This window comes from Winogradskyella sediminis (assembly GCF_003387355.1).
In the GTDB taxonomy this organism is placed as follows: Bacteria; Bacteroidota; Bacteroidia; order Flavobacteriales; family Flavobacteriaceae; genus Winogradskyella; species Winogradskyella sediminis.
Window position 1 is genome coordinate 81,044 of record NZ_QUNH01000002.1, and the last position, 16,060, is coordinate 97,103.

The window sequence follows — 16,060 nt, forward strand, 5'->3', positions numbered from 1 at the left end:
TTAATTGGAAGTCATTCATTCTATTTGAAGGAGGCTTTAATCTTTCGTTCATAGAATTAAATACCTACTTTTGCAATTAAAGATTACTATAGTATATGTCTGTAACGGTAAAAATACATGATAATTCTACGTTAACGAAGAAAGCATTAATGACAAGCATTGATAGTTTTGATAGCCATGGTGAAATGATTGGTAATGGTTACAGAAATGTAATAAAAATAGTAACTATTGGTGGTGAACGCTATAATATTAAGGAATTTAAAGTTCCTAATATGGTAAATAAAATTGTATATCGCTTTTTTAGAAAAAGTAAAGCGGAGCGGTCTTTCTTATATGCCACACGTTTGCTTAATGCAGGTATATTAACGCCTGCTCCAGAGGCGTTTGTAGAATACAAATCAGCTTTTACTTTTGGGAGCAGTTATTATATTAGCAAGCAGTTAAAATACGATTTTACCATTAGAAAGCTAATCGATGAACCGGAGTGTGACGACTATGATACTATTTTAAGACAGTTTACACAATTTACTTATCGTTTGCATGAGAGCGGTATTCATTTTTTAGACCATTCTCCTGGTAATACGTTGATTATAAAAAATGGTGACAATTATAAATTTTATTTAGTAGATCTTAATCGGATGGCATTTAAAACCCTAAGTTATGATGAACGACTAGCCAATTTTGCTCGCTTATCTCCTAAGGATTATATGCTAGATATTATTAGTGATGAATATGCCAAGTTAATAGGGAAACCGCAAGAAGACGTTAGAGAACGTATGTATTTTTTCTCTCAAAAATTCTCATCAAGTTTTAAAAAGAAAGAAGCGTTTAAACGTAAGTATTATTTCTGGAGAAAGAAGAAGCTTTAATTTTTTTTATATAACTCACGTAACTTTGAATATTTTAAAAAAGTAATATTTGCGGTTTGTACACAAATAACAAATCCATTAAACCCATCTAAAACCCCTAACCTTAAAAAATAGGATTTAAAAAAAGCCCAAGTTGGATTAATAATAATTTTCCAAAGAGGTGCTCTTTTACCTTTGTTAAAATAAGCTTGAGCTGCAATGGTAGAAAAGTATTCAGTTTTCTGATTAAATTCTGAATAGGTCTGATACGTTTGATGTAAAATATCTCCTTTTAAGTGGCCAATTGTAGCGTTGCTATCAAATAGTTGCACAGTATCGTGTGGATTTATGCCTTGCCACTCGGCTTTCCTTCTATCAAAAACTCTAAGCTTTTTATTAGGATACCAATCCGAATGTTTAATCCATTGTCCACAAAAGTTGTTAAATCGATTGGCATAGTAGCCATCATATTGCCAATTTGCTTTTAATTTAATAATCGATTTTTGAAGGGATTCAGATAAGGCTTCATCACCATCTAAAGAGACAACATGATTGTAACTGGCTTGTGCTAAAGCAAAATTCTTTTGTTCAATGTAACCTAAGAATTTCTGTTCAATAAAAGTAACATTAAATTTATTGCATAAAGTTTTAGTTTGGTCAGTTGAAAAAGAGTCTACGACAATAATTTCATCAGCAACACCAACTAAAGATTGCAAACATTGCGCAATGTTGCGTTCTTCGTTAAAGGTAATAATAACTGCAGATAGTTTTAGCATTGTATTTATTTCTCAGTGGTAAAAATAGTATTTTTGTACCATGCAATCTAATTCAAAAGCCTCTGTAATTATTAGTACCTACAATCAACCAGAATGGTTGGCTCTAGTATTACACAGTTATAGTATTCAAACGGAAAATAGTTTTGAAATTATTATAGCAGATGATGGTTCTAATGAACAAACAAAAGCTGTAATAGAGAAATGTATTTTAGAAACAGAGCTAAAAATTTCTCATGTTTGGCATGAAGATAATGGTTTTCAAAAGACAAAAATTTTAAATGAAGCCATCTTAGCCTCAAGCTCAGATTATTTAATTTTTACTGATGGAGATTGTATTGCACGACAAGATTTTGTAGAAACACATCTTAGATTACGCAGACCTAACTATGCCCTTTCAGGTGGCTATTTTAAACTGGTAAAATCTGTATCAGATAACATATGTAAAGAAATTATAACTCACCAACACTGCTTTGACAAAGATTGGCTTATTGATAAAGGCCAACCTAAAAGTTTTAAATTTAATAAACTTACAAAGTCTAAGGCTAAGGCTCAATGGTTAAATAAAATAACTCCTACAAAAGCGACTTTTGATGGTATGAATGTCTCCTGTTTTAAATCCGATATATTAGCTGTGAATGGTTTTGATGAACGTATGCAATACGGAGGAGAAGATAGAGAAGTAGGGGAGCGCATGATGAATAATGGTGTGAAGTTTAGACAAGTACGTTACAGTACTATTTGTGTACATTTGCATCATGAAAGGCCTTATAAAAATGACGAAGCAAGAGTTTTGAACGAAGAGATAAGGAAAACAACGAAACAAAAGAAAATAATCTATACCAATTTCGGTATTAAAAAAGCATAAACAATGGCACTACCTAAGATAACGGTGATTATCGCAACCTATAATAAAATAGATTGGCTAGAGAAAGTTTTGTACGGTTATAGTGTTCAGACGTATAAGGATTTTGATATCATTATAGCAGATGATGGTTCTACTAAGGAAACTAAGGATCTCATCGATAGATTTAAAGCCGATTATCCTGTAAATATTACGCATGCATGGCATGAAGATAAAGGCTATAGACGTCAAAAAATATTGAATGAAGCCATTGTTATGGCTAAAAATGAATATATTTTATTCACTGATGGAGATTGTATTCCGCGTAAGGATTTTGTAGAAACACATGCTAAATTTGCTGAAAAAGGGTATTTCTTATCTGGTGGTTACTGTAAGCTTAATATGGATTTAAGTGAAACCATTTCTGAAAATGATATTACGTCTCACAATTGTTTTGATGTCAAATGGTTAAAATCTAAAGGTGAATTAGGGAGTAAAAACACTCTAAAATTATCGGTTAAAGATGGATTAGCTAGCTTTTTAGACGTGGTAACTCCAACAGGAGCGACCTTTAATAACTGTAATTCTTCTGCTTGGAAATCAGATTTAATTGCTATTAATGGTTACGATGAGCGTATGCAATATGGTGGGCCAGACAGAGAATTGGGAGAGCGCTTAGTGAATTTTGGAATGAAGACGAAACAAATACGTTATAAAGCAATCGTTTTACATTTAGATCATGCTAGAGGCTATAAAACACAAGAATCTTTAGATCGAAATTTAGCCATTAGAGCTAAAGTGAAAAAAGAAAATTTAAAATGGACACCATTCGGAATTAAAAAAGATTAGTGCAACCGTTTTAAAAAAGCCTTTAAATTACTTTCAAAAAAAGCGGGCTTAAAATCTAAATACAATTCTGTAGCTTTTGATTTTAATACTTTAGGGTGTTCAATATTTAGATATGGTTTATTGTCATAATCTTTAAGATGAACAGAAACGTATTTTATATTGTCGTCAAACATATTCCAAGCCTCTTTCTTAATCCAAGGTGAGAATATGGTAAATGTTGGAATATAAAGTGCTTTTGCCATATTTATGGCTCCGCCTTCATTGCCAATTAAGGCGTTACAATGCGAGGTTATAGCCAAGAAATCTCTTAAAGATTTTCCAAAGACATCAAAATAAATATGTTTTTGAGTTTCTGGAGAGCATAATTCTAAAATAGCTTTAGCATCTGCTTCCTGTTTTGGAATGTAATTGAATAAAATCTGACTAGTGGGTTGTTCTAATACGATTTGGTCAATCACCTTTGCCATATATTCAAAAGGGTAGGTTTTGTTGTGGCCGCTACCTAAGACACCAATCATAAATAGGGGATTTTCCAAATCAATAGCCCTATATTCTAAAAATTGTTTAGCGTTATTTTTTTCATCTTCTGTGAGGTATATTTTTGGTCGTACAATTTTTAAAGCATTAATGTCTAAAGGTTTTAACAGTTGTAAACGATTTTCAATCGCTAGACCAGCATTTGTATGTGCTTTGCTTTTATGTTTAAAAGTGTGAGTATAGATAAACGATTTTTTTCCTTTATCGATAGAGATTTTAGTTTTTGCTTTAGATAAAAAAGTCATGAGTTTACTCGATAATTTAGAGTAAACATCAATAACGACATCAAAATTTTGTTTGTTTAAATCTTTAGCAAATTTATAAAGTTGAATTTTATGCTTTTCGTGTTCCGGCGTGAAAAAATGAAAATAATCAATAAAAGGATTGTTTTCTACAACAGGATAGGTGTGAGAATTAATCACATAATGTAATTCTGCTTCAGGATATGTATGTTTTATAGCTTCAAACAAAATGCTTGTAGCTAAAACATCACCAATCATTTTTTGTTGAATTATTAAAATTTTCATGTTTCAAGATAAAAAAATCCAACTGTAAATCAATTGGTCACAGTTGGATAAATATATTATTCTATTTATTGAAATGCAACAAATTAAACCGCCACATCATACTCGCGTAAGGCATCGTTTAAAGACGTCTTTTTGTTAGTGCTTTCTTTTCGTTTTCCAATAATCAAAGCACAAGGTACTTGATATTCACCAGCAGCAAACTTTTTTGTGTAACTTCCAGGAATAACCACAGAACGCGCAGGCACAACACCTTTAGTTTCTACAGGTTCCTCTCCGGTAACATCAATAATTTTTGTACTCATAGTTAACACTACATTTGCTCCTAAAACAGCTTCCTTTTCTACACGAACGCCTTCAACAACAATACAACGACTACCAATGAATGCACCATCTTCGATAATCACAGGTGCCGCTTGTAAAGGTTCTAAAACTCCTCCAATACCAACTCCACCAGATAAATGAACGTTTTTACCAATCTGTGCACAACTACCAACAGTTGCCCAGGTATCTACCATAGTGCCTTCATCTACATACGCACCAATATTTACATAGCTTGGCATTAAAATAGTACCCGAAGAAATATAAGCACCATGTCTTGCTACAGCCTGTGGTACAACTCTAATTCCTTTTTCCGCATAACCTCTTTTTAAAGGAATTTTATCGTGATATTCAAAAATACCAACTTCGTAAGTTTCCATTTTCTGAATAGGGAAATACAATACAACGGCTTTTTTTATCCATTCATTTACTTGCCATCCATCATCAGTTGGTTCTGCTACACGTAATGTACCAGCATCAACAAGGTCTACGACACTTCGTATGGCATCTATAGTTACTTTGTCATTTAAAAGAGAACGATCGTCCCAAGCATTTTCTATTACAGATTGTAGTTGTTTCATGTGATTCAATAGTATTTTTGAGATCAAATATACCTCTATAATCATTTAAGCTAAAACACTTTTTTAAAAAATTGTGACCTTTCTAAAAAGTTAGGGTCTTAATATTAATTAAAAGCTTGGATATTTTTAATGAATATCTTGGGATTTAAATAATAGCTAATTTTGAAAACTCCTCTCCCCATTGATTGAGGAGTTTTCTTTTTCTTTTTTTTTGAAATTAAATGTGACTAACATAAAAACGCTGTGTCTTATATATAATTACATGATTTATTTTTAGAGGGAATATATCATATTGATTAATTTGGTTAAATTGATTTATTTTAAAAACGCTTCTTTTTTATAAGAAGCGTTTTTTATTGCATTATCTTTGTATTTATGGGACGAATTTTAGCTATTGATTATGGTACTAAACGAACAGGATTAGCCGTTACAGACGAAATGCAAATTATCGCATCTGGCCTTACTACGGTAGAGACGAAGCAGTTGCTTCCGTTTTTAAAAACATATGTGTTAACTGAAAATGTCGAAAAAATTGTAGTTGGTTTACCTAAGCAAATGGATAATTCGGCTTCAGAAAGTGAAGTTTATATTCAGAAATTTTTGGTACAATTACGAAAAAACCTACCGCAAATCCCTGTAGATCGTGTTGATGAACGTTTTACTTCTAAGATGGCATTTCAAACCATGATTGATAGTGGATTAAAGAAAAAACAACGCAAAAATAAAGCCTTGGTAGACGAAATTAGTGCTACGCTAATTTTACAGAGTTACCTTTCTAGTAAATAGTAAAAACTGTGTCATTACGGTTTTTAATTTTTTAGAATTGTATTTCAAACGCTTACAAAATAGAGACTAATGTATCACACAGTATGCTTTTGAATTTAGTTTTTGAAATTTGAAATATTAGGTTAGAATTTGGTACTTTTGCACCCGAAAATATATGAATTATGATTTTACCTATCGTAGCCTATGGCGATGCTGTATTGAAGAAAGAGGCCAAGGAAATAGATAAAGATTACCCAAAGTTAAACGAACTTATAGATAACATGTACGAAACCATGTATGGTGCGTATGGTGTGGGTTTAGCTGCTCCACAAATTGGTTTAGCTATTCGGTTGTTTTTAGTAGATACAAGTCCTTTTGCAGATGATGAAGATCTATCTGAAAAAGAGCGAGAACAAATGAAAAACTTCAAAAAAACATTCATTAATGCTCAAATTTTGGAAGAGGAAGGTGACGAATGGGCTTTTAACGAAGGCTGTTTAAGCATTCCAGATGTTAGAGAAGATGTTTTTAGAAAGCCAAAGATTAAGATTCAATATCAAGATGAAAATTTTGATACGCACGTAGAAGAATATGATGGCTTAATAGCGAGAGTTATTCAACATGAGTACGATCATATTGAAGGTGTTTTATTTACAGATAAACTTTCTTCATTCAAAAAACGTTTAATAAAAGGAAAACTTACTAATATATCAAAAGGTAAGATAAAAATTGATTACAGAATGCGATTTCCTGCAATGAGCAGAAAACGTTAATAATATATATATGAGCTTAGATAAAATTTTATCCATTTCAGGAAAACCAGGTTTATACCAAATCGTTACACAAACAAGAACAGGTGCTGTTGTAGAGTCGTTAATTGACAAGAAGCGTATTACAGTAGGTGCACACAGTAATATTAGTATTCTTAGCGAAATTGCTATTTATACTTTAGCTGAAGAAGTACCTTTAAGAGAGGTACTAAAAAAGGTAAAAGAAAAAGAAGGCGGAGAGCAAACGTCTATCAGTCACAAGGATGGTAAGGATGTTTTAGAAGAATTTTTCTTTGAAGTATTACCAAACTATGATGAAGATCGTGTATATCCTTCAGATATTAAAAAAGTAGTACAATGGTACAACTTACTTCAAAAGAATAATCTTTTAGATGCATTAGAAGATCCAAAAGACGATAAAAATACTTCTGACGAAGAGGAGTAAATAATACGTCAGTGCGAGTGGTTTTGAGCAGAAAGCTTTCTGCTCAAAATTGTATTGAGACCATATTATAACAAAAATAATGTCTGATAAAACTGTCCAATTAAAAGCCTTTGAGCGTTTGTTAATAATTATGGATGAGTTGCGAGAGCAATGTCCATGGGATAAAAAACAAACGATGGAATCCTTGCGTCACCTTACCATTGAAGAGGTTTATGAGCTTGGAGCTGCCATTTTAGATAATGATTTGGATGAGGTTAAAAAAGAATTGGGAGACGTATTGCTTCATATTGTCTTCTACTCTAAAATTGGAAGTGAAACGAATAACTTTGATATTGCAGATGTTTGTAATAGTATCTGTGATAAACTGATTGATCGTCATCCACATATTTATGGTGATGTGGTGGTAAAAGATGAAGCTGAGGTAAAGCGCAATTGGGAACAACTAAAGCTTAAAGAAGGTAAAGATAGTGTGCTAGAAGGAGTTCCTAAAAGTTTACCTGCTGTTGTAAAAGCTAGTCGTATACAAGAAAAAGTTGCCGGAGTAGGATTTGATTGGGAAGAACCTGAGCAGGTGTTTGAAAAAGTAGAAGAGGAGATTGCTGAATTAAAAGTTGAAATTTCAAAAGGAGATCAAGATGCTATTGAAAGTGAGTTTGGTGATGTTATGTTTTCTATGATTAATTACGCACGTTTCCTAAAAGTTAATCCTGAAAACGCCTTAGAACGTACCAATAAAAAATTTATTAAACGCTTTCAATATCTAGAATCTAAAGCAAAAAGCTTAGATAAATCTTTAAAAGATATGACACTTTCTGAAATGGATGTCTTTTGGGAAGAAGCAAAATTGTTGTAAAGATTTTTGTCATTCCTACATAAGCAGGAATCCATCTTAAATTAGACTTTTTAAGTTTTTGTAGTAAAATTATACGAAATAGAAACCTAGATATCTAATTAGCCTTTCCGAATTGTAATTAAATCTTTAACAGTCGTCATATTATTTAATTAGAATACCTGTACCAAAGTTTCTACCGATATCTTCAAATGGTAATGGTAAGGTGTTATTTGTTAAAGTTTTCTAAAAATTAAATATGGAACATCCAAAACTCATTTCTGTGCGTAAATACTGTATATAAAAACAAAAGCGTTTTTATAATCTTAGTAGGAAATCTTAATTATTATTTTAAGCGGTTGTAATTAAGGTTAATTTAGTTTAGTTAGGGCAGAACCCACTTGTGAAAAATCAAGTGGGTTTTGATATTTTAGGTTTTAGTCAACGTTAGTGTTATTAGATATAAGTTGACTTTAATATTAAAATATAGATATTGAGAATATCAACTAATTTTTTATTAGTTTTTCTCTAAAGATCTCTCCATTGGCATTTTTTATTTCAACAATATAATTACCACTATTTATGTCTTGAATATTTATTTCCTGATTTAATTTAGAACGACCTTCTTTAACTGTTCTTCCCAATAAATCAATAATACTATAGCTAATATCTTCAGTAACGTTTTCGTTGCTAGTCACAGTAATAGCATTGCTAGTTGGATTTGGAAATAATTTTAATTCTGATTTCACAGCGATTTCTTCTGTACTCAAAGTCTGGCTTTCAGCCATGATGTTGTCAATATCTAAAACCGCTTCGATGGGATCTGACTCCCAAGCAGGTACATCATTGTGTAATATTCTCATTTCTTCTACGCCCTGACTTCCGCTTCCGAAGGTAACCGCATAACTGAAAGTCTCTGAGAGTGCTGTGATGTTTTCTTCAAGAATTGAAAACGAAATGCGCTTCCATCCTTCGTTTGGTAAAACAGCTATTGCATTTGTAGTACTGCAACGGTAAATAAGACCGTAATCCGTTTGAAAAGATAATCTTAAAAAGATCACTGAACTTCCTGAATTTCTAACATCCATGGAAATGTATTTAACACGGCTCGAAAGATTACCTTGATAGTAGTTACCTTGCCATTGCGCATTATTTTTAGTCATTAATTCAAGATCAGAACCTGAACCACTTGAGGTTACGCGTAAAAAATTGTCGCCTTCACCAGAAGGACCTCCGTTATATATGTTTTCGTTAGCGATAGAATTGTTTTTGGTCCAGTTACTCATCGTATAATCTTCAAAATCATCAACCTGATCTAATTCAACTTGCGATAATGCAATAGTGGGTAGGCATAACAGTAAAAAGCGTAGAGTTTTTTTCATGATTTTTGGGTGTTTAAATTGTATTGATTTGTATTTATAAATAGTACATCACGTATTGATGATACTGAGACTGAATTTTTTTAATATTTTGTTTGGTACAGAAAAATTGCTTATAACAAACGGATGTTTGCTATAAGCAAATGAGTTACATTTAAATTACTCTATAGGATTTTAGCTATACATGCCACGAACCTTGGATAATTTGGCTTTCCAGGTGTCTAATTCTTTCTTGTGGTTTGCAATATTCTTATGGACATCTTTAACTAATGGATTGTCTGATTTTACATTAGAGAAAAACTGTAAATTATTTTCGAGTTGATTGATTTCAGATTTAATTTCCGAAATTCTTTTTCGAATAAAGTTTTGCTCGTTATCTAGTAAGCGTGTGTCATCAGAATCAGCTAAGTTTTCAAGTTTACTTTCAAACTTAATCATTTCTAATTTCGACTTATCCATCTTAAGTTTATCAAACTTATCGTCAATGGCTTTGTAAAATTTGCCATCGATGTAACGTTTGTTTTGCGGCACATAACCAATAGCTTTCCATTCGGCAATTTTATCTTGTAGTGTTTTTATATCTGCTTTGGGATCTTCTGTAAGTTCCATAACTTTTAAGTCATCAAGCAGTTTTACTTTTTTATCAAATGCCTCATAAAGGTGCTGGTCTTGCGCTTTACGCTGCGCATGCATTCTATCAAAATAATGGTTACAAGCCGTTTTAAATTGTTTCCAAATTTTATCGCTATCGCGCCTTGGTACGTGTCCTATTTTTTTCCATTCGTTTTGAATTTTCTTCATCAATGGAGTAACCGTAGCGAAGTCTTCACTGTCTTTATTATCTTCTGCAATTTGAATTAAATCCTTTTTCTTTTTAAGGTTTTCGTACTGATCTTTCTTTAATTCTTTGTAAAAACTATTTTTACTTCTGTTAAACGTTCTTACTGCAGCTTTAAATTTAGCCCAAGTGCTTTCATTTACTTTTAATGGTACTTTACCAGCCTTAAAGAAGGCTTCTCTTAAGGCTTCAATTTCTTTAATTTTTTTCTGCCATCCACTATGAGAATTGGCTTTGTCTTCTGCAATGGCTTCTATTTGAGCAATGATTTCCTCTTTACGTTCAAGATTTTTTTCATGAGCTTTATCCATATCAGCAAAATAAGCTTGGCGCTTATCATGAATCAGTTTTGTTGCATTACTAAAACGTTCCCAAATAGCTTCTCTATGTTCTTTACTAACTGGTCCGAGTTCTTCTTTCCAGAGTTTGTGTAACACTTGTAATTCTCTAAACGAACGGTTGGTGTTTTCATCTTCTGCCAACTCTTCAGCACGTTCTATAATCTTTATTTTTTGATCATAGTTGTGTTTAAAGTCCATATCTCTCAAATCATTATTGAGATGTAAAAAGTCGTAAAAGCGTTCTACATGATGGTGGTAAGTATTCCAAGCATTATTGTACTTATCTCTAGGAATTGGTCCTGCATTACGCCATTTTTCTTGTAACTCTTTAAACGTTTTATAGGTCGTACCCATATTTTCTTCAACACTGAGTAAGCCTTTTATTTCTTCTATTATGGCTAACCTTGTGTCGAGATTTTGCTTTAGATTTTGCTCGCGCTCCTTATAATAAGCATTTATGTTTTGCTTATACGTTTTATAATACGAGTTAAATTGCTTTTTAGTGTCGTTAGTGTAATAGAAATCTATTTCGTTGCCACCATCTTCAATAAATTCTTCCTTTTTTTCGTCTAGAAGTTCACTGAATTTAGCGTTGAATTCACTTTTTATCTCATTGATATGTTTTGAGATGGTTTGTATTTTATGAGAACCTAGAAGCCTACCAAATTCAGTAGTTAGCTCTGCCATAGACATTGCATGATAATCTTTTTCCTCAACTTCATGTCGTTCAGCATTAGATTCATCTTCGGCATCCTCGGCGTTTGAAGCTTCTATTTCGTCTACAAGTTTATCTTTGATTGCAGGTGTCTCTAGTGCGACTTCTGTTGTGTCGTCTTTAACATCGTCACTGCTTTCCGCTTTAGATTCCACCGACTCTAATGTGGAGTCTTGATCCTTACGGACCTCATTATCAACAGTGCTTGTGTCGTTTTCTGTTGGTTGGGTTGGAGTCGTTTCTGGTGAAACCACTTCTTTTTTTCCATCTGCTTCTTGCAGGTTATCATTCTCAGACATATGTCAAATAGTTTTTATAATTGTTAAAGATACTAACTAGCGGTATAACATCAAAGTAAATGCTTGTACAGCTTGTAATTTAGGACTTATTCCATATTTCCCAGGATTTTTCGGCCTGTAATTTTAACATTTTTAGCCCATTAATAGTTGTGGCACCCTTAAGTGCTCCACATTGTAAAAATTTAGTCTGCTCTGGGTTATAAATGAGATCGTATAAAATATGCTTTTTGGTAATGGCATCATAAGGAATGTTTGGACACTCGTTTACATTAGGAAATGTACCAATTGGTGTACAATTAATAATGATAGTGTATTTTGATATAATATTACGATCGAGTTCTGAGTACAAAAAGCTAACCTTCTCTTTTTGGGTTCTAGAGACAAAGTCGTATTTAATATTGAGTTTTTTTAAAGCATATGCAATAGCTTTAGATGCGCCACCAGTACCCAAAATTAAGGCGTTTTTATGGTAGGATTTTAAATGCGGTTTTATAGAGTTTTTAAAACCATAATAATCCGTATTATAACCAACCAACTTTTTCTTTTTCGTCAACCGAATGGTATTTACAGCCCCAATATTTTTGGCCTTTTTGTTTAGCTTATCAAGTAATGGAATCACTTGCTCTTTATAAGGGATAGTGACATTAAGACCTTTTAAATTAGAAGTCTTGTTTATAATTTCGGTAAGTTCTTCTATTGATTGTAAATCGAAATTAACATATGAATTTGGAAGATTTTCAGATGCAAACTTATCTTTAAAATATCCTCTTGAAAAAGAGTAGGAGATGTCTTTTCCTACCAGTCCGTATTTATACTTTGATTTGTCTTGTGCGTTTTCCATACCATTCTAATCCTAAAACTATAAGGATTCCTAGGGCAATATAAGCAATTGCAATGTAAGTTTGGGCGTTCATTTCTGGTAAATACCGTTGGTAGTTAGCAACGATTTGTTTTCCAGTGGAATCCAAAATATGAAGTCCTTCAGAATCGGTTTTATAAATCGTTTCTTTCCATGGCCAAACCACTCCTAACGATCCAATTATAAAACCCATTATGGTGGCTAGTGTTATAAATTTATAATTTTTAAGAATATAACTTAATATATGTGAAAAGGTAACCAATCCGGTGACAGACCCTAGTGTAAACACCCCTAAAACTTTAAGCATTTTAATTCGATATGTATTATGTACAAATTCAAAATTTCCTTTAAGCATATCAATTATAGTATCGTTAAGTGCGTTTACCGAGTCGACTAAAAGTAACACGTAATTACCTAAGAGAATTAGAATAAATGAGCCTGAAAACCCTGGTAGTGTCATACCAGATACACTTATGATACCACAGAAAAAAACAAAAAGTAAGTTGTCGTTTTCTGTGGCAGGATCAAGAAAACTAACACTAATACCAGCGATTGTGCCAAGTATTAAAGCTGTTAATGTGGTTTTGTTCCATTCTTTAAAATCTTTTGAGATATAGTAAATGGAACCCAAAATCATTCCAAAGAAGGTACTCCATACATAGAGTTCGTATTGTATAATAAGGTAATCTAATAATTTAGAAACACTAAAATAGCTAACGATCATTCCTAAAAATAGTAAGCTTAAAAACTTACCGTTGGTATAGCGATAAAAGCTTTTAATCCGTCCATTAAACAACAGTTTAAATGCTGTTTTATTTACCCTTTGTAAGGAATAGATAAACTCTTCATAAAAACCAGCCACAAAAGCCACGACACCTCCCGAGACGCCTGGGACTTTATTAGCAGCACCCATAGCCAAACCTTTAATGACCAAAAATATACGATCCTTAAGTGGTCTGCTGCTTTGCATTACACTTTGTTTTTATGTTTTCCTAGACTTTCTAAAATGAGAATGGTTGCAAACCCAACGATAATAAATACGATGGCCATTACAAGTTCGTTATCGCCAACGTAGGCGGTAGGTGAGATGCTTCTATCGAGTAAGGTTACGATTTCTCCTTCAGAATTGATTCTTGTTTTTATAACTTCTTTCCAAGGCCAAATTTTGTTCAGTGATCCAATCATAAATCCTGTTAGGATTGCAAGCGTAAGATTTTTGTGGTGTTTAAACATCCAATTTAACGCTTTAGAAAAGACTTTAAGCCCAATAATAGCTCCGACACCAAGCAGAGTAAATTTTAATAAGGCATCTTTAAAGAGTTCCATATTACCATTTAAAAGGCCATCTCTTAGATTATTAATAGTGTCAATTGCGGTTTGGTATGCACCGAGAATAAGTAGAATAAAAGCTCCAGACACGCCTGGTAAAATCATAGCAATAATAGCTATAAAGCCACAAAATATAAGATAAAAAGGACTGTCTGGTGAGGCAAAAGGTTCGGCTTTGGTAATATAAAAAGATAAAATTGTAGTTATAATAATTGCTGCTATCAGTGTTAATGACCACCCTTTAATTTGTTTTGCAATGTATAAAATACTTGCGAGTACGAGGCCAAAAAAGAAGGACCAAAGTAATACCGGCTCGTGGTGCAGTAACCATTTAATAAGTTTTGATAAGGATAAAATACTAATAGCTATTCCTGAAAAAAGTGCCAGTAAAAAATTGCCGTTAATAGATTTCCAAGCGGTTTTAAAGCCTTCTTTCTTCCAGATATTAAAAACAGTAAGGTTCACCTTATCAATACTCTCAATAAGTTCCTCATAAATACCCGAAATAAAGGCAATGGTGCCGCCTGAAACCCCAGGAACCACATCTGCAGCTCCCATAGCAATACCTTTAAAGGTGATGACTAAATAATCTATAAATCGTCTTTGCATTTTAATAAAAAATATGAAATGCTAAGGTATGATTTTTTTTACTTTGTCGTCTTTTTACCCTCTGAAATTATAGCTTTAATCATGGGTCTGTCTGTAAGTTGAGGAAACAATTCTGATATAATAAAATTAAAATCAATATTGAGTCTCGTGGCATTTTTTAAATGGAAACGGCCTTCTTCAGATTGATGGAGTGTAAAGTATAAACCAGCTAATCGGTATTCTATTTCGGCATTTTCTGGATAAAATTCTGAAGCCTGAAGCAAATTAAAGACAGCAGCATCGTATTCGCCTAAGGTTGTTAAAACATCAGATCTATTTAACCAGGTATCTAATTCGTAATTACCTAAATCTAAAGTACGTTTGTAACCACGTTCAGCTTCTTCTAGAAAATTTAAACGCTTATTAACGGTTGCATAGAGTTTCCAGTAATTTACATTTTCACCATCGATAATTACGGCTTTATTTATGTAGTAAAGCGCTTTTTGATAGTTGAGGCGCTTCATATAAAATTTGGTAATAGCAATCCAACCTTTATCTAAAAGAGCATCTTCATTTATTGTTTTTTTGAAAAACTGAATCGCTAAATCTTCTTGCCCAAGTTTAGCGTAACATTGACCAATGCGCAACAAAGCGAAAGAAGTTGGGTCCTCTAAAGCTAAAGTAATTTTATAGTTGTCAATGGCCTCTTCGTATTTTTCTAATTTTTCTAGAACTTTACCTTTTTCAATATAGGCACCCACAAACGTGTCATCAGAGATAATGGCAAAATCTAATGCTGTATTTGCTTTAGCATAGTCTTTTACGGTTAAATACTGTCGTCCTAATTGATGCCATGCCACTTCGCAATAGGGATTAGAATCTAAGTACTGATTTAAATAGTCAATAGCTTCTGTATTTTGATTGAGAAAATCATAGCAATACACTATATTATGTAGCGCAGAGTAATCAGAAGTATCACTTTCTAAACATTTTTTAAAATAAACAATGGCATCTTCAAACTGATCTAGAAATAAATATTCCATTCCAACTAAGGCATATAAATCGGCATTATCTTCTAGTGAATGCGATAGTTTTATAGCAATAATTAAGGTGTCAATAGCTTGCAAATGTTTGTCTTGTTTAGATAAAACATTGGCTTTTTGAATATAAATTTCTTGATTAGAAGGTTCAAGGTTGTGAAGTCGACCTAATAAATCGTCTGCTTCGTTAAACTTATTTTCAATCACCATGATTTCAACTTTAAATAACCTCAGATTAATCGAAGTTGGGTGTTGCTCTAAGCCTAATTTAATAGCACGTTTAGCTAATGCTATTTTACCATTTTCTAAATAATGGTGTATAATGTTTTCAAATTCGTTGGAATCAAAGAACAATATATTATTGGTCTTTAGCATCGATTCAAATCGAGTTAGAGGGAAATTTTCGTCGTCTTGACTGTGCTGCATAAATAGTTTAATAATTCACTGAAATAAAATTACAGTTATCCTATGTGTAATAATGAGTTTTAAACGAATGTTCTTAACAAATTAATTAACATTGAAATGTTTGTTGATCTTAAAGGGTTTAAGTTGTTGTTTTAAAGATGTTTAGGTCTTGATTTATGGC

General features: G+C 32.5%; 16 protein-coding genes. 7 read left to right on the forward strand and 9 right to left on the reverse strand.

What is annotated here, in order from left to right; all coding sequences use genetic code 11:
* Nucleotides 1-95 precede the first annotated feature (95 nt).
* The gene (locus C8N41_RS07680; RefSeq protein ID WP_249033254.1) at nucleotides 96-869 is read left to right on the forward strand and encodes a lipopolysaccharide kinase InaA family protein; all 774 of its coding nucleotides are present in this window, start codon (nucleotides 96-98) and stop codon (nucleotides 867-869) included.
* Here the strand turns inward: C8N41_RS07680 and C8N41_RS07685 are convergent.
* A complete protein-coding gene (locus C8N41_RS07685) occupies nucleotides 866-1,624 on the reverse strand; it encodes a glycosyltransferase family 2 protein (protein WP_092444171.1) in 759 nt (252 codons plus the stop codon). The genes C8N41_RS07680 and C8N41_RS07685 overlap by 4 nt on opposite strands.
* 40 nt (nucleotides 1,625-1,664) lie before the next feature.
* Between C8N41_RS07685 and C8N41_RS07690 the strand changes: the two genes are divergently transcribed.
* A complete protein-coding gene (locus tag C8N41_RS07690) occupies nucleotides 1,665-2,489 on the forward strand; it encodes a glycosyltransferase family 2 protein (protein ID WP_115838853.1) in 825 nt (274 codons plus the stop codon).
* A 3-nt stretch (nucleotides 2,490-2,492) separates the two neighbouring features.
* Nucleotides 2,493-3,314, forward strand: a complete 822-nt coding sequence (locus C8N41_RS07695) for a glycosyltransferase family 2 protein (protein WP_092444167.1) — start codon at nucleotides 2,493-2,495, stop codon at nucleotides 3,312-3,314.
* Here the strand turns inward: C8N41_RS07695 and C8N41_RS07700 are convergent.
* Both C8N41_RS07700 and C8N41_RS07705 read right to left on the reverse strand, forming a co-directional pair.
* Entirely contained in the window at nucleotides 3,311-4,378 is a 1,068-nt protein-coding gene (locus C8N41_RS07700; protein WP_115838854.1) for a glycosyltransferase family 9 protein, read from the reverse strand. The genes C8N41_RS07695 and C8N41_RS07700 overlap by 4 nt on opposite strands.
* Nucleotides 4,379-4,461: 83 nt before the next feature.
* Nucleotides 4,462-5,277, reverse strand: a complete 816-nt coding sequence (locus C8N41_RS07705; protein ID WP_115838855.1) for a 2,3,4,5-tetrahydropyridine-2,6-dicarboxylate N-succinyltransferase — start codon at nucleotides 5,275-5,277, stop codon at nucleotides 4,462-4,464.
* Nucleotides 5,278-5,652: 375 nt separating this feature from the next.
* On the opposite strand from C8N41_RS07705, the gene ruvX reads away from it, so the two are divergent.
* The 4 genes from ruvX (at nucleotide 5,653) to mazG (ending at nucleotide 8,110) form a co-directional block, all read left to right on the forward strand.
* Entirely contained in the window at nucleotides 5,653-6,063 is a 411-nt protein-coding gene (ruvX, locus tag C8N41_RS07710) for a Holliday junction resolvase RuvX (RefSeq protein WP_115838856.1), read from the forward strand.
* Between the two features lie 161 nt (nucleotides 6,064-6,224).
* The gene (gene def / locus C8N41_RS07715) at nucleotides 6,225-6,815 is read left to right on the forward strand and encodes a peptide deformylase (RefSeq protein ID WP_092444159.1); all 591 of its coding nucleotides are present in this window, start codon (nucleotides 6,225-6,227) and stop codon (nucleotides 6,813-6,815) included.
* 10 nt (nucleotides 6,816-6,825) lie between these two features.
* Nucleotides 6,826-7,257, forward strand: coding sequence for a DUF5606 family protein (locus C8N41_RS07720; RefSeq protein ID WP_092444156.1), 432 nt, complete (start codon nucleotides 6,826-6,828; stop codon nucleotides 7,255-7,257).
* A 79-nt stretch (nucleotides 7,258-7,336) separates the two neighbouring features.
* Nucleotides 7,337-8,110, forward strand: coding sequence for a nucleoside triphosphate pyrophosphohydrolase (gene mazG, locus C8N41_RS07725; RefSeq protein ID WP_115838857.1), 774 nt, complete (start codon nucleotides 7,337-7,339; stop codon nucleotides 8,108-8,110).
* A 482-nt stretch (nucleotides 8,111-8,592) separates the two neighbouring features.
* Here mazG and C8N41_RS07730 read toward each other — a convergent pair whose 3' ends face one another.
* The 6 genes from C8N41_RS07730 to C8N41_RS07755 form a co-directional block, all read right to left on the reverse strand.
* Nucleotides 8,593-9,468, reverse strand: coding sequence for a T9SS type A sorting domain-containing protein (locus C8N41_RS07730; RefSeq protein WP_092444151.1), 876 nt, complete (start codon nucleotides 9,466-9,468; stop codon nucleotides 8,593-8,595).
* A 171-nt stretch (nucleotides 9,469-9,639) separates the two neighbouring features.
* Nucleotides 9,640-11,658, reverse strand: coding sequence for a DUF349 domain-containing protein (locus tag C8N41_RS07735; RefSeq protein ID WP_115838858.1), 2,019 nt, complete (start codon nucleotides 11,656-11,658; stop codon nucleotides 9,640-9,642).
* A 79-nt stretch (nucleotides 11,659-11,737) separates the two neighbouring features.
* A complete protein-coding gene (locus C8N41_RS07740) occupies nucleotides 11,738-12,499 on the reverse strand; it encodes a shikimate dehydrogenase family protein (protein ID WP_115838859.1) in 762 nt (253 codons plus the stop codon).
* Nucleotides 12,468-13,487 carry a DUF368 domain-containing protein gene (locus C8N41_RS07745; protein WP_115838860.1) on the reverse strand — a complete coding sequence of 340 codons (1,020 nt, stop codon included), beginning with the start codon at nucleotides 13,485-13,487 and terminating at the stop codon, nucleotides 12,468-12,470. Before C8N41_RS07745 ends, C8N41_RS07740 begins: the two co-directional genes overlap by 32 nt.
* Complete coding sequence (locus tag C8N41_RS07750; RefSeq protein ID WP_092444142.1) at nucleotides 13,487-14,455, reverse strand: DUF368 domain-containing protein; 969 nt, start codon at nucleotides 14,453-14,455, stop codon at nucleotides 13,487-13,489. The genes C8N41_RS07745 and C8N41_RS07750 overlap by 1 nt, the downstream gene beginning before the upstream one ends.
* A 38-nt stretch (nucleotides 14,456-14,493) precedes the next feature.
* Entirely contained in the window at nucleotides 14,494-15,900 is a 1,407-nt protein-coding gene (locus C8N41_RS07755; RefSeq protein WP_115838861.1) for a tetratricopeptide repeat protein, read from the reverse strand.
* Between the last annotated feature and the right edge of the window lie 160 nt (nucleotides 15,901-16,060).